The 19,062-nt window shown below is 70.2% G+C and carries 15 protein-coding genes and 2 pseudogenes; 10 read left to right on the top strand and 7 right to left on the bottom strand.

Annotated elements, in window-relative coordinates; translation table 11 throughout:
* Positions 1-39: 39 nt before the first annotated feature.
* Positions 40-2,271: an MMPL family transporter gene (locus ABH931_RS36525; protein WP_370123509.1), complete on the bottom strand. Its 2,232-nt coding sequence runs from the start codon at positions 2,269-2,271 to the stop codon at positions 40-42.
* Between the two features lie 193 nt (positions 2,272-2,464).
* Positions 2,465-3,964, bottom strand: a complete 1,500-nt coding sequence (gene rpsA, locus ABH931_RS36520; protein WP_370123506.1) for a 30S ribosomal protein S1 — start codon at positions 3,962-3,964, stop codon at positions 2,465-2,467.
* Positions 3,965-4,304: 340 nt separating this feature from the next.
* Here rpsA and ABH931_RS36515 point away from each other — a divergent pair, with 340 nt between their 5' ends.
* Entirely contained in the window at positions 4,305-5,159 is an 855-nt protein-coding gene (locus ABH931_RS36515; RefSeq protein ID WP_370123503.1) for a class I SAM-dependent methyltransferase, read from the top strand.
* Here ABH931_RS36515 and ABH931_RS36510 read toward each other — a convergent pair.
* From ABH931_RS36510 to ABH931_RS36495, 4 genes are all read right to left on the bottom strand, one after another.
* A complete protein-coding gene (locus ABH931_RS36510) occupies positions 5,082-6,113 on the bottom strand; it encodes a DUF3068 domain-containing protein (protein ID WP_370123500.1) in 1,032 nt (343 codons plus the stop codon). The genes ABH931_RS36515 and ABH931_RS36510 overlap by 78 nt on opposite strands.
* Positions 6,114-6,154: 41 nt before the next feature.
* Positions 6,155-6,289 carry an SPW_0924 family protein gene (locus tag ABH931_RS36505; RefSeq protein ID WP_370123498.1) on the bottom strand — a complete coding sequence of 45 codons (135 nt, stop codon included), beginning with the start codon at positions 6,287-6,289 and terminating at the stop codon, positions 6,155-6,157.
* 120 nt (positions 6,290-6,409) lie between these two features.
* A complete protein-coding gene (locus tag ABH931_RS36500; protein WP_370123612.1) occupies positions 6,410-6,568 on the bottom strand; it encodes a helix-turn-helix domain-containing protein in 159 nt (52 codons plus the stop codon).
* Positions 6,569-7,516, bottom strand: a complete 948-nt coding sequence (locus tag ABH931_RS36495) for a PucR family transcriptional regulator ligand-binding domain-containing protein (protein ID WP_370123496.1) — start codon at positions 7,514-7,516, stop codon at positions 6,569-6,571.
* A 34-nt stretch (positions 7,517-7,550) separates the two neighbouring features.
* On the opposite strand from ABH931_RS36495, the pseudogene ABH931_RS36490 reads away from it, so the two are divergent.
* Together ABH931_RS36490 and ABH931_RS36485 are read left to right on the top strand one after the other, a co-directional pair.
* Positions 7,551-7,910: pseudogene (locus ABH931_RS36490) on the top strand (ABC transporter permease); the annotation flags it as partial.
* Positions 7,910-8,703 (top strand): annotated as a pseudogene (locus tag ABH931_RS36485) (ABC transporter permease). The pseudogenes ABH931_RS36490 and ABH931_RS36485, both read left to right, overlap by 1 nt.
* Positions 8,704-8,836: 133 nt before the next feature.
* Here ABH931_RS36485 and polA read toward each other — a convergent pair.
* A complete protein-coding gene (polA, locus tag ABH931_RS36480) occupies positions 8,837-11,587 on the bottom strand; it encodes a DNA polymerase I (protein ID WP_370123493.1) in 2,751 nt (916 codons plus the stop codon).
* 162 nt (positions 11,588-11,749) lie between these two features.
* On the opposite strand from polA, the gene ABH931_RS36475 reads away from it, so the two are divergent.
* The 7 genes from ABH931_RS36475 (at position 11,750) to ABH931_RS36445 (ending at position 18,875) form a co-directional block, all read left to right on the top strand.
* Positions 11,750-12,232: a PaaI family thioesterase gene (locus ABH931_RS36475; protein WP_370123491.1), complete on the top strand. Its 483-nt coding sequence runs from the start codon at positions 11,750-11,752 to the stop codon at positions 12,230-12,232.
* A gap of 158 nt (positions 12,233-12,390) precedes the next feature.
* The gene (locus ABH931_RS36470; protein ID WP_370123488.1) at positions 12,391-12,957 is read left to right on the top strand and encodes a hypothetical protein; all 567 of its coding nucleotides are present in this window, start codon (positions 12,391-12,393) and stop codon (positions 12,955-12,957) included.
* 164 nt (positions 12,958-13,121) lie between these two features.
* A complete protein-coding gene (locus tag ABH931_RS36465; protein WP_370123484.1) occupies positions 13,122-14,360 on the top strand; it encodes a branched-chain amino acid ABC transporter substrate-binding protein in 1,239 nt (412 codons plus the stop codon).
* An 87-nt stretch (positions 14,361-14,447) separates the two neighbouring features.
* Positions 14,448-15,374: a branched-chain amino acid ABC transporter permease gene (locus ABH931_RS36460; protein WP_370123481.1), complete on the top strand. Its 927-nt coding sequence runs from the start codon at positions 14,448-14,450 to the stop codon at positions 15,372-15,374.
* Between the two features lie 5 nt (positions 15,375-15,379).
* Entirely contained in the window at positions 15,380-17,290 is a 1,911-nt protein-coding gene (locus ABH931_RS36455; RefSeq protein WP_370123478.1) for a branched-chain amino acid ABC transporter permease, read from the top strand.
* Between the two features lie 5 nt (positions 17,291-17,295).
* Positions 17,296-18,162: an ABC transporter ATP-binding protein gene (locus tag ABH931_RS36450; protein ID WP_370123609.1), complete on the top strand. Its 867-nt coding sequence runs from the start codon at positions 17,296-17,298 to the stop codon at positions 18,160-18,162.
* Entirely contained in the window at positions 18,159-18,875 is a 717-nt protein-coding gene (locus tag ABH931_RS36445; protein ID WP_370123475.1) for an ABC transporter ATP-binding protein, read from the top strand. The genes ABH931_RS36450 and ABH931_RS36445 overlap by 4 nt, the downstream gene beginning before the upstream one ends.
* Positions 18,876-19,062 lie beyond the last annotated feature (187 nt).

Genomic DNA, 19,062 nt, shown 5'->3' with positions numbered 1-19,062 from the left:
GCGCGGGGAACTGCGCGACAAGCCACCCCGGGAGCTACATCACCGAACGTTCAGGGCCATCCGCTCGTCAGTGGTGTCTCGCGCCCCCGCGGCGGAGCCGGATGTGTCGGAGCCCCGCGCCCCTGGTGGGGTGAGTGCGACGTCCGCCCGCTGCTCCGGCAGGACCGCGACGGGCAGCGGGGGCAGGACCGTGTGCTCCTTGAAGCCGTAGCGGGCGTGCAGGCGGCGGAGGAAGGGCGGAGCCCACCAGTTGACCCGGGCCAGCATCGACATCGTCGCCGGGACCAGCAGCATCCGCACGAGCGTCGCGTCCACGAGGACCGCGACGGCCAGGGCCAGCCCGATCTCCTTGATGTCCAGCATCTTGCCGGTGGAGAAGCCCAGGAAGACGATCACCATCAGCGCCGCCGCCGAGGTGATGATCCGGCCGCTGCGTTGCACGCCCAGCTCGACCGAGCGTGCGCACGAGTAGCCCTCGTCGTGCAGTTCCTTGATCCGGGAGAGCAGGAAGACCTCGTAGTCCATGGACAGGCCGAAGGAGAAGACGAAGACCAGGACCGGGATCCACGCCTCCAGCCCGCCCGTGGGCGTGAAGCCGAGGAACCCGCTGAACCAGCCGCCCTGGAAGACCAGGGTCATCACGCCGAGCGCCGCGCCCAGCGAGAGCAGGTTCATCACCAGCGCCTTGATCGGGACGACGACCGATCCGGTCATCAGGAAGAGCAGCGCGAACGTCGCCGCCACGATCAGGCCCAGCGCCCAGGGGCCGCGGGTGGAAATCTCGTGCTGGAAGTCGACGACGCTCGCCGCGTCGCCGGTGACGTAGGTGGTCAGCCCGGCGCGGTCGGCGCGCAGCTCGCCCACGACGTGCTGGGCCGTGGCGCCCTGCGGGGAGCCGTCCACGTGGACGCCCACCGCGGACCAGGCGGAGGAGCCGCTGCCGCCGGACTGCGTCACCGCCGCGGACTTCACGTCGGGCAGGTCGGAGATCTTCTTGGCGTAGTCGGCGGCGGCCGTCGGGTCGGACTTGACCAGCACGGTGACGTCGGGGTTCTGGAGCGTCGGGTAGTCCGCGGCGATGGTGTCGGCGACGGCGCGGCTGCTGAAGCTGGTGGGCAGGGTCTCGGTGCTCAGGCTCTGCGCGTGGGCGCCGAAGAAGGGCGCGGCGGCCGCGATGAGCAGGGCGACGGTGCCGAGTGCCACGAGCATGGCGCGCCGGCGGACCTTGCGCACGACCCAGGCGAAGCGTCCCTTGTCCCGGACACCCTGCTTGGGCGGCTTGATCTTCTTGCCGGCGAAGCCGAGCAGCGCGGGGACGAGCGTCAGCCCGGAGAGCACGGTGATGACGACGACGCTGACGCCGGCGGCGGCGACCGCGTGGAAGATCGGGCTGGTGAGGACGAAGAGGCCGGAGAGGGCGACGGCGACCGTCAGCGCGGAGAAGGCGATGGTGCGGCCCGCGGTGGCGCTCGTGCGCTCCACGGCCTGCTCGATGGTGGCGCCCTTGCTGCGCTCCTCACGGAAGCGGTTGACGACCAGCAGCGCGTAGTCGATGGAGAGGCCGAGCCCGAGCACGGTGGTGATCGGCAGGACGCTGGTGTCCATCGGCATGATCTGGGTGAAGCCCAGCAGGGCCAGCAGCGCTCCGGCGACGGAGCCGATCGCGCCGATCAGCGGCAGTCCGGCGGCGATGAAACCGCCGAAGATCAGCACCATCACCACCAGGGTGATCGGCAGGGCGACCATCTCACCGGTCTCGGTGTCGGACTTGGTCTGCTCCTGCACCTGCTGCTGGAGCACCTGGTCACCGCCGAGCTTGACGGTCGTGCCGCTCTTCGGGCCGATGCCGTCCAGCACCGCGCCGGCCCGGTTCAGCGCCTTGGGGTCGCTCAGCTGGACGGAGACGATCTGGGAGGTGCCGTTCTGGGCGCGGGTGTCGCTGACGGACGAGACGCCAGGCAGGGCGCGCAGGTCCTTCTCGGCGGAGGCGACGGCGGACTTCACCGCCGCGTCGTCGGGGGACTTGCCGCTGACGAGGGCCTGGAGGGAGTCCCCACCGCCGCCGTACTGGGACAGGAGCGCGGAGCCGGTCGCGGACTCGGAGCCGGCGGCCTTGGCGGAGGGGGCGGCGGCGTTGAAGACCTTGGTGCCGAAGACCAGACCGACCACGATCAGCACGGCCCAGGCCAGCGCCACCCAGCGACGGTGACGGAAGCTGAACCGGCCGAGCGCCGCGAAAGGACCGCGGAGCTTCGTGGGGGTCTCGTGCATGTGGACGGCCTGCTTCCGTTCAGGGCAACTCAGTCCACGGTGACCGAGTTGTCCCTTGATCGGTAGAGGCTTCCGGTATGGGCTGCGCCATAGTCGTCAGCTGGAGTTAAACCTCCGGCAACGAACGAACCCCCGCCCGGTTCCCCGGGCGGGGGTTCGTCAGACGCTAGCGACTAGCACGTGGGGCAGAGCCTCAGCTCTGGCCACCCGCCAGCTTCTCGCGCAGGGCAGCCAGGGCCTCGTCGGTCGCCAGGGCGCCCGAGGACTCCTCGCTGGAGGAGGAGTACGAGCCACCGGACACGGCGCTGCCGCCGGTCTCGACAGCGGCACCCTCACCAGCGGCAGCAGCCTCGGCGTCGGCCTCGCGGCTCTTGACGACCTGGGCCTGGTGCTGCTCGAAGCGGGACTGCGCCTCGGCGTACTGGCGCTCCCACTCCTCACGCTGCTTCTCGTAGCCGGGCAGCCAGTCGTTCGCCTCGGGGTCGAAGCCCTCCGGGTAGATGTAGTTGCCCTGGTCGTCGTAGGACGCGGCCATGCCGTAGAGGGTCGGGTCGAACTCGACCGCCATCGGGTCGGCACCGAAGGACTCGTTGGCCTGCTTCAGCGAGAGGCTGATGCGACGACGCTCGAGGTCGATGTCGATGACCTTGACGAAGATCTCGTCGCCGACCTGGACGACCTGCTCCGGGATCTCCACGTGGCGCTCGGCCAGCTCGGAGATGTGGACCAGACCCTCGATGCCCTCGTCCACGCGGACGAACGCACCGAACGGAACCAGCTTGGTGACCTTACCCGGGACGACCTGACCGATCTGGTGCGTCCGGGCGAACTGCTGCCACGGGTCCTCCTGGGTCGCCTTCAGCGACAGGGAGACGCGCTCGCGGTCCATGTCAACGTCGAGAACCTCGACGGTGACCTCCTGGCCGACCTCGACAACCTCAGAGGGGTGGTCGATGTGCTTCCAGGACAGCTCGGAGACGTGCACCAGGCCGTCGACGCCACCCAGGTCCACGAAGGCACCGAAGTTGACGATCGAGGAGACGACGCCGGAGCGCACCTGACCCTTCTGCAGGGTGGTGAGGAAGGTCTGACGGACCTCGCTCTGGGTCTGCTCCAGCCAGGCACGGCGGGACAGGACCACGTTGTTGCGGTTCTTGTCCAGCTCGATGATCTTGGCCTCGAGCTCCTTGCCCACGTAGGGCTGGAGGTCGCGAACGCGGCGCATCTCGACCAGGGAGGCCGGGAGGAAGCCACGGAGGCCGATGTCGAGGATGAGACCACCCTTGACGACCTCGATGACGGTACCGGTGACGATGCCGTCCTCGTCCTTGATCTTCTCGATCGTGCCCCAGGCGCGCTCGTACTGCGCACGCTTCTTGGACAGGATCAGGCGACCCTCCTTGTCCTCCTTCTGGAGGACCAGGGCCTCGATGCTGTCGCCGACCGCGACAACCTCGTGCGGGTCGACATCGTGCTTGATCGACAGCTCGCGGGACGGGATGACGCCCTCGGTCTTGTAACCGATGTCGAGGAGCACCTCGTCACGGTCAACCTTCACGATGGTGCCTTCGACGATGTCACCATCGTTGAAGTACTTGATGGTCTCGTCGATCGCTGCGAGGAATGCCTCGGCGTCGCCGATGTCGTTGACCGCAACCTGGGGAGTGGTGGGGGCCTCGGTGCTGCTCGTCATTAGGAAAGGGGCTCCGGTACGGACATGAAGTCGTAGGTACTACCACGCCGGGGACCCGTGTTCGCTCCACCAAGGACGCCACATTGACGTGCACGCAGAAGAGAGCCTGAAAGCACGGTCCGTGAAGTCTTCAACAGATGCGAGCGCGACCTGCTCCGTCCGAGGCGCGCAGGCCCGCAGCGCAACTTGTAGCATACGGGGACAGCCATGCACGGTCAATGCGGAAGCCGCACTGCGGGAACAGCCCGGACGGATGGTGACACATCGCCCGATCGGGACATTCCGCTAGGCCACGCGCTGACCTCGCTTGCTACGGCGCCAAGGCTACGCTATCGACGACATGATCGATGACACACCCCACGACGACGTGGACGACGACAGCGCCGAGGACGACTCCGAGGCGCTCCGCCGCGAGGCCGGCGACGACGAGAGCAGCCGGGCCAACCGGGGCTGGTGGGACCGGAACGCCGACGAGTACCAGCTCGAACACGGCGCGTTCCTCGGCGACGCCCGCTTCACCTGGTGCCCCGAGGGCCTGGACGAGGCCGACGCCCGGCTCCTCGGCGACCCTGCGGCCCTGCGCGGCGCCCGGGTACTGGAGATCGGCGCCGGCGCGGCGCAGTGCTCCCGCTGGCTGGCCGACCAGGGGGCGCTCCCGGTCGCGCTCGACCTCTCCCACCGGCAGCTCCAGCACGCGCGGCGGATCGACGAGCAGTCGGAGCGCCCGCCGGTGCCGCTGGTCGAGGCCGACGCCACCGTGCTGCCCTTCGCCGACGGCAGCTTCGACCTGGCCTGCTCCGCCTACGGCGCGGTCCCCTTCGCCGCCGACACCGCCCGGCTGATGCGCGAGGTGCACCGGGTGCTGAAGCCCGGAAGCCGCTGGGTCTTCTCGGTCACCCACCCGATCCGCTGGGCCTTCCCGGACGAGCCCGGCGTGGAGGGACTGACGGCGACCGCCTCCTACTTCGACCGCACGCCCTACGTCGAGCAGGACGAGACCGGCGCCGCCGTCTACGTCGAGCACCACCGCACCCTGGGCGACCGGGTGCGCGAACTGACGGGGGCCGGCTTCCGACTGCTGGACCTGGTCGAGCCGGAGTGGCCCGAAGGCCTCACCTCAGAATGGGGCGGCTGGAGCCCCCTGCGCGGACGCCACTTCCCCGGCACCGCGATCTTCGTCTGCGTGCGCGACTGACTGCGCCACCCGGCGACGACGGGCTCGGCCCTCGACCACGAAGGCGAGGGCCAACGCCCCGACCGCGGCGACGGCCAGCCCCTCGGGCAGGTCGTCGTGGAGCAGCAGCAACAGACCCCGTTCCTTCTTGACCAGGGCCACCGTCGCGGCCAGGTAGTCGGGGCGGATCTTCACGTCGCCGGAGAAGATCGTCACCGGGGCCAACCCGGAGCTCGCCGGCATGCGCAGCTGCTCGTTGTGCAGTTCCTCGCCGTTGATCGGCGCGCCCGTGAGCGGATCGACCCAGAACTTGCGGACGGTGGTGTACCAGCGCTGGTAGCCGAGACTGTCGATCTGCTGGGGCGTGATCGCCACACCCTCCGGCATGGCCTTGGGGAAGGGCACCCGCATCCAGGGGATCGTCTGCTCGAAGTAGTAGACGGTCAATCCGTCGAGGGTGGTGGTCCCCTTGTAGTGAATCGGCGCGGAGGTACGGGTCTGCGGGTCGAAGTACTGGTAGTCGTGGGGCTGGGTGTTGAACGGGAACTTGTACTCGATGCCGATCCGGCTGAGCGACTGCCCGTCGACGTTCTCCCCGCAGCAGTGCACCGGCTCCTGGGTACGGGCGTCGAAGGGGTAGATCTCGGGGATCGCGGAGAGCCGCTTGCCGTCGTTGCCGAGCACGTAGGAGAGCGCGTCCCAGACCACCACGTCGCGCCCGGTGCGCCGCTTCTCCGCCTGCGCAGCCGCCGCGTCGCCCTTGAGGGTCTCGACGATGGTGACGTGCTGGTGCGGGACGCCCGTCATCTTGCTGTAGTCGATCAGGGTGGCGTCGTCCGCCTCCAGAACGACGGCCTGGTACTGGTTGTCGGGCACGGCCACCACGTGCGGGTAGACCCACCAGCGCAGCATCACCCCGAGCACGGCGAGGAACGCCGAGAGCGCCACCAGGACCAGGGCCAGTCGCTGCCTCATGCCGCCGCCTCTCGTCGGGAACGCGCGCCAGGTGGTGCGCGTCAGGGATGCGCCGGGGCGCCGGTGAGCAGGGGCTTGGGCGAGGTCGGCCCGTTCTGGTCCGCGAGCGGCACGGCGACCAGTCCCACCAGCACGGCGACGGCGGCCCCCACGGCCGCGGCGATCAGCACACGCACGTCTCCCGCTCCCTCCGGTCGCCGGACAGATGCGCACCGTAGCGTCGCGCACCCCAAATGAGAACAAGTTCTACTCGCTGGCTGTCTCGCTGCCCGTCTCGCCGGGCGTATCGCCGGCTGTCAGGTGACCGCCAGGGCCAGCCAGAGCTCGGCGCGGTCGGCCGTCACCGCGAGCGAACGGTTCGTCAGCTCCTCGATCCTGTACAGGCGGTAGCGCACCGTGTTGCGGTGGACGAACAGCCCCTCCGCGGTCGCCTGCACCGATCCGTCGGTCTCCAGCTAGCGGCGCAGCGTGCCCACGAGATCCGCGCGGTGCTCGCTGTCGAAGCGGACCAGGGGTTCCAGCAGGAGCCGGCCGAACTGCCGGACCGAGGGGTCGTTCTGCGCGGCCAGCAGCTCGGCGAGCCGGGGGCCTCCGGGGCTCCCGCGCCGCCCGCGGCCCAGGAGCTCGCGGGCCACCGCGTAGCCGACCCGCAGGCCCCGCGCGCCCGTGCCCGACGGCCCGAGGGCGACGTCGGCACCCGCGCCGTAGCGCGGGTCCCGGCCCAGCGCCTCGCGCAGCCCTGCCGCCGCCTCCTCGGCCAGCGCCGTTGGCGCCGCCACCACCAGCGCACCGTCGAGCACGGCGGCGGCCGACCGGCACGGCAGCGCCGCGAGCCGGGCCTCGGCCTCACGCCCGGTCGCGGACCAGGCGCCCAGCACCACCCGGTGCGGTCGCGCGAGGTCGATGTCGTGGCAGGCCAGCACCCTTTCCGCGGTGGGTTCGTCGAAGCCGCCGGACAGCACCTCGGACAGCACCCGGCCCAACGGGCCACGCCGCCCCGACGGGTCGGTCGCCGCCCGCCGTTCCAGCTCCAGCCGCTCGGCGACGAACCGGACGAGCGCGACGAACGGTGTCTCGTAGGGGACTTCGAGCACCGGAAGCGCCGCCGGCCGGGCGCGGGCCACCAAGGCGCGTGGCACCCGGTCGTGCCCGAGCCCTGTTCCGAAGCCGATCCCGCTGGCCCGTGCCAGCACCAGCCGGTCGACGAAGGCCTCCTGAACGGCCCGGGAGCGCAGCCGCAGCCCGGTCGTCAGCACCAGCTCGCCGCCGTCCAACCACGGCGTCGGATCGGCGAGTTCGGACGGCACGGCCCAGCTGACCGGACGACCCACACCCGAGTCGTCCGTCAGGGCACGCAGACCCAGCCCTCGCTCCGCGAGCAGTTCCCCCAACCGCACCGGCATGCCGCGACTGTACGGGCGCACAATCCACGCCCGGTACCTGTGGCTGCCGTACCTGGTGCTGCCGCTGTACGCGGCGTTCGCGCAGCTGCCGGACAGCCTGCTGAACGCCTCCACCGATCTCGGGGCCCGCCCGTGGCGCACGTTCCGGTCGATGATCCTTCCGCTGGCCAAACCCGCGCTGCTGGCGGGCTCGATCTTCACCTTCTCGCTCAGCCTCGGCGACTACCTCACCGTTCAGATCGTCGGCGGGACGACGCAGATGCTGGGCACCGTCATCGCCTCCGACGTGACGCTCAACCTCCCGATGGCGGCGGCGGTCTCGTGCGTCCCGGTGCTGCTGATCGTCGGCTACCTGCTGGCCGTGCGCCGCACCGGCGCGTTGGAGAACCTCTGATGCATCTGAACCTCCGTGCCAGGATCGCGCTGCGTCTGGCGATGGTGCTCGGGCTCGCCGTGCTCTACGTGCCGCTGCTCGTGGTCCTGCTGAACTCGTTCAACGCCTCACGCTCGTTCGCGTGGCCGCCCACCGGGTTCAGTCTGCGGTGGTGGCAGGCGGCCTGGCAGGAGCCGGGGCTGCGGTCGGCGCTGTGGACGGTGAAGGCAGGGCTGGGTGCGACCGGCGTCGCGCTGGTGCTCGGCACCATGGCCGCGTTCGCCGCGACGCGCTACCGGTTCTTCGGGCGGCAGGCGGTGTCGTTCCTGCTGATCCTGCCGATCGCGCTGCCCGGCATCGTCACCGGCATCGCCCTGAACGCGGCGTTCCGGACGGTGCTCACGCCGCTGGGCATCGGCTTCGGACTGTTCACCGTGATCGTCGGCCATGCGACGTTCTGCATCGTCGTGGTCTTCAACAACGTCTCCGCCCGCCTGCGGCGGCTGGCCTCCACCAGCGAGGACGCCTCCGCGGACCTGGGCGCGCACACGTTCCAGACCTTCTGGTACGTCACCCTGCCGGCGGTGCGCGGAGCGCTGTTCGCGGGGGCGCTGCTGGCCTTCGCGCTCTCCTTCGACGAGATCGTGGTGACCACCTTCACCGCGGGCCCGGGCACCCAGACCCTGCCGCTCTGGATCTTCGACAACCTCGCCCGCCCCAACCAGGGCCCGGTCGTGGACGTCGCGCCTCCGCGCTCATCGTGCTGGCCGCGGTGCCGGTCTGGCTGGCCCATCGGATGAGCGCGGACACGTAGGTGCACTACCCAGGGGCGCGGGGAACTGCGCGACAAGCCACCGACATGCAGTCAGCTCCCGAGCGCACAGGGCCATCCGCCTCGGGTGGGTTGCTCGCACAGTTCCCCGCGCCCCTGAAAGGCGCTACGCGCCTCAGTGGCCCGCGTCCTCCCAGTTGCGGCCGGCGCCGACCGAGACGTCCAGCGGCGCACGCAGCGGGTACGCGCCGGCCATCTCGCGGCGGACCAGGTCCTCGACGGAGCCGCGCTCGCCCGGGGCGATCTCCAGGACGATTTCGTCGTGGACCTGAAGCAGCATGCGCGAGGCCAGCCTCGCCTCCCGCATCGCCGCGTCGACCTTGAGCATCGCGATCTTGACGATGTCCGCCGCCGATCCCTGGATGGGCGCGTTCAGCGCCATCCGCTCGGCCATCTCGCGGCGCTGACGGTTGTCGGAGGTGAGGTCCGGCAGGTAGCGGCGGCGGCCGAGCAGGGTCTCGGTGTAGCCGGTACCCCGGGCCTCCTCCACCACGCGCTGGAGGTAGTCCCGCACGCCGCCGAAGCGCTCGAAGTAGGTGTCCATCAGGCGGCGCGCCTCGGCCGTCTCGATGCCCAGCTGCTGGGAGAGGCCGAAGGCCGACAGACCGTACGCGAGCCCGTACGACATCGCCTTGACCTTGCGGCGCATCTCCGCGTCGACCGCGTCGGGGGCGACGTCGAAGACGTAGGAGCCGACGGTGGTGTGCAGGTCCTCGCCGGAGGCGAACGCCGCGAGCAGGCCCGCGTCCTCGGAGAGGTGCGCCATGACGCGCAGCTCGATCTGACTGTAGTCGGCCGTCAGCAACGTCTCGTAGCCCTCGCCGACGACGAAGGCGCGGCGGATCATCCGGCCCTCCTCGGTGCGGACCGGGATGTTCTGCAGGTTCGGATCCGTGGACGACAGACGGCCCGTCGCGGCCACCATCTGGTTGAAGGTCGTGTGGATCCGGCCGTCCGCGCCGATCGTCTTGATCAGGCCCTCGACCGTCGTCCGCAACCGGGCCTGGTCGCGGTGGCGCAGCAGGATGACGGGGAGCTCGTGCTCGGTCTGGCCGGCCAGCCAGGTGAGCGCGTCCGCGTCCGTGGTGTAGCCCGTCTTGATCTTCTTGGTCTTGGGCAGGCCCAGCTCGTTGAAGAGGATCTCCTGGAGCTGCTTGGGCGAGCCGAGGTTGAACTCGTGGCCGACCGCGTGGTGGGCCTCCTTGACCGCCTGCTGCACGGCGGAGCCGAACTGGATCTCCAGCTGGGCCAGCCACTCCCGGTCGGCGGCGATGCCGGTGCGCTCCATCCGGGCCAGCAGCTCGGCGATGGGCAGCTCCAGCTCGCGCATCAACGCGAGCGCGCTGTCCTTGGCCAGGCGGGCCTCCAGCACCTCGGCGAGATCCAGCACGGTGCGCGCCTCGACCATCAGCAACTCGGCGGCGGCCGCGGTGGCGTCGTCCTCGGAGGCCTCGTCGCCGAAGGCGAGCTGGCCGGAGTCGGCAGCGGTGGCGGAGCCGAGGGTACGGCCGAGGTACTCCTCGGCGAGCACGTCGAGACCGAAGGTGCGGCGGCCCGGCTTCTCCAGGTAGGCGGCCAGCGCGCTGTCCGCCTCGACCCCGGCGATCTCCCAGCCGTGCTCGGCGAAGGCGCGCTGCACCTGCTTGGCGATGTGCAGCGCCTTGGGCCGCGACGCGTCGGCGAGCCAGGCGGCCAGCGCCCGCTCGTCCGCCTCGGCCAGCGAGGTCGGGTCGAACCAGGCGGCGGGCCCGGATTCCACGGCCAGGGCGACGGCCGTGACGTGGCCCTCCCCCAGCGACCACTTGTAGTCGGCCGCCAGGCCGATCCGCGCCTCGGCCGCGTGCTCGGCCAGCCAGGCGGCGAGCGCGCCCGCCTCGGTGAGCAGCGCGCCGTGGATCTCCACGCCCGGCCCGGCCGCGGACTCGGCAGCGGCCCCCGCCTCGGCGGCACCCGCGCCCGGGTCCACGGCGAAGAGGCGGTCACGCAGTTGCTGGTTGCGGAACTCCAGGGTGTCCAGCAGCAGCGTGGTGGCCGGCACGTCGTAGGGCTGCCGGACCAGGTCGGTAAGGCCGAGCGGCAGCTCGACGTCCCGGATCAGCTCGGTGAGCTCGCGGTTCAGCTTGACGTCGTCCAGGCCGCCGCGGAGCTTCTCGCCGATCTTGCCCTTGACCTCGTCGGCGTGGGCGACCAGCTCGGCGAAGCTGCCGTACTGGTTGATCCACTTGGCCGCCGTCTTCTCGCCGACGCCGGGGATGCCGGGCAGGTTGTCCGACGGGTCGCCGCGCAGAGCGGCGAGGTCCGGGTACTGGGCGGGGGTGACGCCGTACTTCTCGAACACCTTGTCAGGGGTGTAGCGGGTGAACTCGGAGACGCCCTTGGTCGGGTAGAGCACGGTGACGTGGTCGTTGACCAGCTGGAGCGCGTCGCGGTCGCCGGTGAGGATCAGCACCTCGTAGCCCTCGGCCGCGGCGGCGGTGGCCAGGGTGGCGATGATGTCGTCAGCCTCGTACTCGGGCGAGCGCAGGTGCGGCACGTGCAGCGCGTCCAGCAGCTCGGAGACCAGCTCGACCTGGCCCCGGAAGCCCTCGGGCGAGGCGGAGCGGGTGGCCTTGTACTCCGGGTAGATGCCGGCCCGGAAGGTCTTGCGGGAGACGTCGAAGGCCACGGCGAAGTGGGTGGGCTTCTCGTCGCGCAGGATGTTGGCGAGCATGGAGGTGAAGCCGTAGACCGCGTTGGTCGGCTGGCCCGTGGCGGTGGAGAAGTTCTCCTCGGGGAGGGCGTAGAAGGCGCGGTAGGCCATGGAGTGGCCGTCCATGAGGAGCAGCCGCCCCTTGCCCCCGCCGGTCGTACCCTTACTGCCTGCCATACTCCGCCACCCAACGCGTCGCCGACTGTCCTGCTGCTGCCGTTGGAATCCTATGGCCCGGCACCGACAGTTCTGCTGGAGCGACCTGCGTCACATCGGCCGGGCCCACTCCCGCGTCGTACGATCGCACGGATCTCGCACGACGACGGCGTCAGGAGCAACATGGCCGACCAGCAGCCCGAGCAGTCCGCCTCCGAGCAGGCCGCGATCCAGCTGAACGTCCCGCAGGACGTCCTGGACCACTTCGCGAAGCTGGGGGTGACCCCCGAGACCTTCTCCGGCGGGCACCTCGGCGAGAAGCTGGGCATCCGGATCGTCGAGGCCTCGCCCGAGCGCGTGGTCGGCACGATGCCGGTCGAGGGCAACCAGCAGCCGTACGGTCTCCTGCACGGCGGCGCGTCCGCGGCGCTGGCGGAGACCATCGGCTCGGTCGGCGCGATGCTGCACGCCGGCCCCGGCCGGTACGCGGTCGGTGTGGACCTCAACGCGACCCACCACCGCAGCGCGACCTCCGGTCTGGTCACCGGCGTCGCGACGGCCGTCTTCCGCGGCCGCACCGCGGCGACGTACGAGATCGCCATCACCGACGACCAGGGCCGCCGCATCACCAGCTGCCGCCTGACCTGCATGCTGCGCGACCTCTAGCAGCTGTACTACCTGGGGCGCGAGGAACCGCGCGGGCAACCCGCCCAAGGCGGATGGCCCTGCGCGTTGAGGACCATCTGCTCATCGGTGGCTTGTCTCGCGGTTCCTCGCGCCCCCGAGGTGTTTGCCACGCATTGTCTGCGGGCACCTTGGCCCGCATGGCGGGAGAGTCCGGGGCGGGGCGGGTCGAGATCCTGGAAGCCAACGACCGTGACCGTCGCAGCCCGCGCGGCTGGTGTCGGCGACAGAGCCCGAAGCGTCGGCTCGCACTGGTCGGTATCGGGCTTCTTGTCGCCGTTTCGGCCGCTCTGGCACGCTATCTGACGCTGCCTCAACCCGCGCCTCCGGCACCGACCCCGTGGCCCGCCCTGCGCTCCACCGTCACCTACGACGGCCTCGGTACGCACCCGGACGAGTTCGTGATCTCCGTTCGGGACGATGACGCCGCTGCTGTGACGGTCACTCAGATCCATTTTGAGTACTCGGGCTTGACACTGCGTACGGAACCGTCACTGCCGGTCGAGGTGCAACCCGGACAAAGTCGGCGGATTCGGCTCATCGCCACCGCAACCGATTGCTCGCACATCCCGGTGAACGACGAACTACCTTTCATAGACGTTACGTTCCGTAACATCCGCGCAATGGGGCAGGAAAGCGAAATACTCGGTGACCGATACACCGCCGACCTTCACCACGCCATGACCGCCGCCTGCCGTCGAGCGTGAAGGCTCAAATCTTCCTCAGCACATAACAACCCCATCACATAGCGAGACAACCGCTCCCGGCGGAGCGCAACGGAGCTTTAAAGTCACGGCCAGTTACCGCGCCATGGTTAAGAAGGTCGGGGCCTTCGCGCGGGCTACCCCTCATGCCAGTGGAAGGACTCTCCGTGCGCAACCGTTCCTTGCTCGTGCTGACCGCCATCGCGGCTACCGGCACGCTCACCCTCACCGCCTGCGGTTCCCGCGCTGCCTCCGGCGCCAGCGGCTCCAGCAGTGCGTCTTCCGCGACCACGGTGACCATCGGCGTGGATGCCCCGCTGACGGGCCCGCTGTCCGCCCTGGGCCTCGGCATCAAGAACTCCGTGGACCTGGCGGTCAACACCGCCAACAAGACCAACGAGGTCCCGGGCATCACGTTCAAGATCGAGGCGACGGACGACAAGGCCTCCCCGCAGCAGGGCCAGCAGAACGCCACCACGCTGGTCGCCGACAACAGCGTCGTCGGCGTGGTCGGCCCGCTGAACTCCGGTGTCGCGGTCTCGATGCAGAAGATCTTCGACAACGCCAACCTGGTCGAGGTCTCCCCGGCCAACACCAACCCGGCGCTCACCCAGGGCCCGAACTGGGGCACCGGCACCAAGGTGCGCCAGTTCAAGTCCTACTTCCGCACGGCGACCACGGACGCCATCCAGGGCCCCTTCGCCGCCCAGTTCGCGTACAGCACGCTGAACAAGAAGAAGGTCTTCCTCGTCGACAACAAGCTGACCTACGGTGTCGGCCTCGTCGCGACCTTCAAGGACGAGTTCACCAAGCTCGGCGGCACCGTGGCGGGCCAGGACCACGTCACCAGCGGCGCGAGCGACTACTCCTCCACCGTCACCGCGATCAAGGCCTCCGGCGCGGACTTCGTCTACTTCGGTGGCGAGTACCCGGACGCCGCCCCGCTGACCAAGCAGCTGAAGCAGCAGGGCGACAAGATCCCCGTCATCGGCGGCGACGGCATGTACGACCCGACGTACATCAAGCTGGCTGGCACCGCGTCCGAGGGTGACTTCGCGACCTCGGTCGGCGCCCCGGTCGAGACCCTCGACTCCGCCAAGACCTTCATCGCCAACTACAAGGCGGCCGGCTACGCCGACCCGTACGCGGCCTACGGCGGCTACTCCTACGACTCCGCCTGGTCGATCATCGAGGCCGTCAAGGCCGTCGCCGCGGCGAACAGCGGCAAGCTGCCGGCCAACCCGCGCCAGGCCATCGAGGCCGCCATGGCCCAGGTCAGCTTCGCCGGTGTGACCGGCCAGGTCTCCTTCGACCAGTACGGCGACGCCACCAACAAGCAGCTCACCGTGTACGGCGTCAAGAGCGGCCAGTGGGCCACCATCAAGACCGGTACCTTCACCGGCTGACGTACCGCAGACCCTGCCCGCGCGGGGGCGCAGCACACCGTTGCGCCCCCGCGCGTTTCCATATCCGAACCACAACGGAGGCCTGCGGTGCACGAACTGCCGCAAAACCTGGCCAACGGCCTTTTTCTCGGGGCCATGTACGGGCTTATAGCCGTCGGCTACACGATGGTCTACGGCATCATCCAGCTCATCAACTTCGCCCACGGCGAGATCTTCATGACCGGCGCCTTCGGTGCGCTGGCCGTCTACAGCAAGCTCGGCGCCGGTGTCTCCATCTGGATCGCCCTGCCGCTGATGATCGTGGGAGGCGTGGCCACCGCCACGCTCGTCGCCGTCCTCGCGGAGCGCTTCGCCTACCGGCCGTTGCGCAACGCTCCCCGTCTCGCCCCGCTGATCACCGCGATCGGCCTCTCCATCTTCCTGCAGCAGCTGGTCTGGGGCTTCCCCGGCAACAAGTCCGCGCGGGTCTTCCCCTCGCTGCCGGGCGGCCCGTTCCACGTGGGCTCCGTCGTCTTCCAGTCCGCTGACATCTTCGTTGTGGTCGCTGCGGTCCTCTCGACGCTCTTCCTGGCCTACTTCGTGCGCAGCACCCGCACCGGTCGCGCCATGCAGGCCACCGCGCAGGACCCGGACACCGCCAAGCTCATGGGTATCGACACCGACAAGGTGATCGTGATCGCCTTCGCCATCGGCGCCGTGTTCGCCGCGATCGCCGGCGTCTCGAGTGGTCTGCGCTACGGCCAGATCGAGTACAACATGGGCTTCCTCAACGGCCTGTTCGCCTTCACGGCCGCCGTGCTCGGCGGGATCGGCAACATCTACGGTGCCATGCTCGGCGGCCTGGTGCTGGGCCTGGCCCAGACCCTCTCCGCCGCGTACATCCAGTACATCCCCGGCATGAGCCAGTTCGGCAGCCAGGACTGGTCCGGCGTGTGGGCCTTCGTCATCCTCATCCTCGTCCTGATGTTCCGGCCCCAGGGCCTGCTGGGCGAGCGCGTCGCGGACAGGGCGTGAGCAGCATGACCGACACCAAGACCCTCACCACCGAGCTGCCCGACGGGGCAGCGCTCCGCCCCGCCCTGCGCATGCCTGTCGTCGTGGCCCAGGGGCTCGCCATCGGCGGCGGTGTGTTCACCGCCGTCTCCGCCTTCCTCGCCTGGACCTACAGCTCGTCCTTCCCCGGCGACCTGACCATCAACGGCTACCCGGGCGGCCTGCAGTGGCTGACCCTGACGGCTGGTGTGCTCACCGCCCTGATGGGCGTCCTCGCCGCGGTCCCGGGCCTGCGCGTGCTGGCCCCGGGCAACCCGGGCAACGCCACGCTGCTGTTCGCGGTCGGCGGCGTCGCGGTCACCTGGTTCACCCTGATCGCCATCGCCGTACAGCTGCACGGGCTGGTCAACCTGACCAGCGGAGGCTGGATCGCCGGCGTGGCGAGCCTGGTCGCCCTGGTCGGCACGCTCGGCCTGCCGCGCGCGCCGGGGGCCACCACGTGCGCGCCGACGCGCGCCGAGTGGCTGCAGACCCTCGGCGGCGGCGCGGGCCTGCTCGCCGTCGGCTACCTGCTCCACGTGACCGACAACGGGGCCTCGGGCCTCGTCATGGCCGGCGCCGGCGTGGTCCTGATCGCCCGTCTGTGCATCGTGCTCAGCCGCTACACCGGCCCGACCCCGACGCTGCGGGCGGCCAAGCGGCTGCCGGTCGCGCTCGACGTCGTGCTGATGGTCGTCATGCTGGCGATCGCCCTGGAGGTCTTCGCCTACGGCGTGGACACGCCGTACGGGCAACTGTTCGTCGGCTTCCTCGCGGTCCTCTGCTTCGGCTTCTGGGCGCTGTCCCAGTCCGGGCTGCTGCGCCGGGCCACCGAGGTGTTCGACCGCAACCGCGCCGTCGCGGCGGTGCTCGGCTTCCTCACGGCCGCGGCCTTCGTGTTCGTCCAGCAGAGCGACGCCGACGCCGCTCTGGGCGTCAACGTGCTGATCTTCGCGGCGACCGCGCTCGGCCTGAACGTCGTGGTCGGCCTGGCCGGTCTGCTGGACCTCGGGTACGTGGCCTTCCTCGGGGTCGGCGCGTACGCGGCGGCACTGGTCTCCGGCGCGGTCACCTCCTCCGTCCACGCCACCTTCCCCTTCTGGGCCGCCGCGCTGACCGGCGCTGCGGTCTCGGGGATCTTCGGTGTGCTGCTCGGTGCGCCGACGCTGCGGGTGCGCGGCGACTACCTCGCCATCGTGACCCTGGGCTTCGGAGAGATCTTCCGCATCGTCGTGTCGAACCTCGACGGTGTCTCCGGCCCGAACGTCACCGGTGGCCCGAACGGCATCGTCAACATCCCGGACCTCAGCATCCTCGGGTTCAACCTCGGCAACCCGCACACGATCCTGGGTGCGACCATCGGCCGGTTCGCCAACTACTTCTGGCTGATGCTGATCATCATGGCGATCATCATGCTGGTGTTCAGCCGGGCCGCGGACTCGCGGATCGGTCGCGCCTGGGTCGCCATCCGCGAGGACGAGACCGCCGCCACCGCCATGGGCATCAACGGCTTCCGGTTCAAGCTGCTGGCCTTCGCGCTCGGGGCCTCCCTGGCCGGCCTCGCGGGAACGGTGATGGCCCACGTCAACTTCTCCGTGGTGCCCGACCCGTTCGTCTTCGCCGGGCCGGTGCCTCCCAACTCCGCGTTCCTGCTGGCCGCCGTCGTCATCGGTGGCATGGGCACCGTCTCCGGTCCGATCGTCGGCGCCACACTCTTCTACCTGCTCCAGCAGAAGCTGACGTTCCTCCAGAGCAACGAGCTGCTCATCTTCGGTGTCGCGCTGATCCTGTTCATGCGGCTGCGGCCGGAGGGCATCATCGCGAGCAAGAGCCGGAAGCTGGAGTTCCACGAGGCCGAGGAAGCACCCGCGGCCCAGCTCAGCACCGCGGGGGCGTGAACGAGATGACCACCGAGACCACCACCGTTCCCGCGGCCGCCCCGGCGGCCGGGACGCCGCTGCTGGAGGCGCGCGACGTCGTCATGCGCTTCGGCGGCCTGACCGCCGTCGGCGGCGTCGACCTCACCGTCAACACCGGCGAGATCATCGGTCTGATCGGCCCCAACGGCGCCGGCAAGACCACCTTCTTCAACTGCCTGACGGGCCTGTACGTGCCGACGGAGGGCCAGGTCCGCTATCAGGGCCAGATCCTGCCGCCGACCCCGCACAAGGTCACCCAGGCGGGCATGGCCCGGACCTTCCAGAACATCCGTCTGTTCCACAACATGACGGTGCTGGAGAACGTCCTGGTCGGCCGGCACACGCGCACCAAGGTCGGCATCGTCTCCGCGATCCTGCGCGGCCCCGGCTACCACCGCGAGGAGGCGGACTCCCGGGCCAAGGCCATGGAGCTGCTGGAGTTCGTCGGGCTGGCGGACAAGCGCGACATGCTTGCCCGCAACCTGCCCTACGGCGAGCAGCGCAAGCTGGAGATCGCCCGCGCCATGGCCAGCGAGCCGGGCCTGCTGCTGCTCGACGAGCCGACGGCCGGCATGAACCCGCAGGAGACCCGCGCCACCGAGGAGCTGGTCTTCGCGATCCGCGACCGCGGCATCGCGGTGCTCGTCATCGAGCACGACATGCGGTTCATCTTCAACCTGTGCGACCGGGTGGCCGTGCTCGTCCAGGGCAAGAAGCTGGTCGAAGGCGACGCGCAGACCGTCCAGAGCGACGAGCGCGTCATCGCGGCCTACCTCGGCACCCCCATGGACGGCGCCGAGGCCGGCACGGAGAGCACGACCAGCACGGAGAGCACGGAGGAGAACCAGTGACCGCGCTCCTTGAGGTCGAGGACCTCCGCGTCGCCTACGGCAAGATCGAGGCCGTCAAGGGCATCTCCTTCTCGATCGAGCAGGGCCAGATCGTCACGCTCATCGGTACCAACGGCGCGGGCAAGAGCACCACGCTGCGCACCGTCTCGGGGCTGCTGAAGCCGGTGGGCGGCACCGTCCGCTTCAACGGCGAGCGGATCGACGGCACGGCCGCGAACAAGATCGTCGGCATGGGCCTGGCCCACTCGCCCGAGGGCCGGCGCATCTTCGCCCGGATGAGCATCGAGGAGAACCTCCAGCTCGGCGCGTTCCTGCGCCGGGACGCGGCGGGGATCCAGGCCGACATTGACCGCGCCTACGCGCTCTTCCCGATCCTGGGCGAGCGCCGCAAGCAGGCGGCGGGCACCCTGTCGGGCGGTGAGCAGCAGATGCTGGCGATGGGCCGCGCGCTCATGTCGCAGCCCAAGCTGCTGATGCTGGACGAGCCCAGCATGGGCCTGTCCCCGATCATGATGCAGAAGATCATGTCGACCGTCGTCGAGCTGCGCGACCAGGGCATGACCATCCTGCTGGTCGAGCAGAACGCCCAGGCCGCGCTCTCGCTGGCGGACCAGGGCCATGTGATGGAGATCGGCAAGATCTCGCTGTCGGGCACCGGTGCGGACCTGCTGCACGACGAGTCCGTCCGCAAGGCGTACCTCGGCGAGGACTGAGCCACAACGCGAGAGGGGTGGGGGGGGGGGGGGCGCGCCCCCCCCCCCCCGGGGGGGGGGGGGCGGGGGGGGGGGCCCCCCCCCCCCCGGGGGGCCCCCCCCCCCCCCCCCGCCGCGCCCCCCCCGGGGGGGGGGGCCCCCCCCCCCCGGGGGGGGCGCGGCGGGGGGGCCCCCCCCCGCGCCCCTG

Source organism: Streptacidiphilus sp. MAP12-33 (assembly GCF_041261265.1).
Lineage (GTDB): Bacteria > Actinomycetota > Actinomycetes > Streptomycetales > Streptomycetaceae > Streptacidiphilus.
The sequence above is the reverse complement of the archived record's forward strand: the minus strand, read 5'-3'. Positions and strand labels throughout refer to the sequence as shown.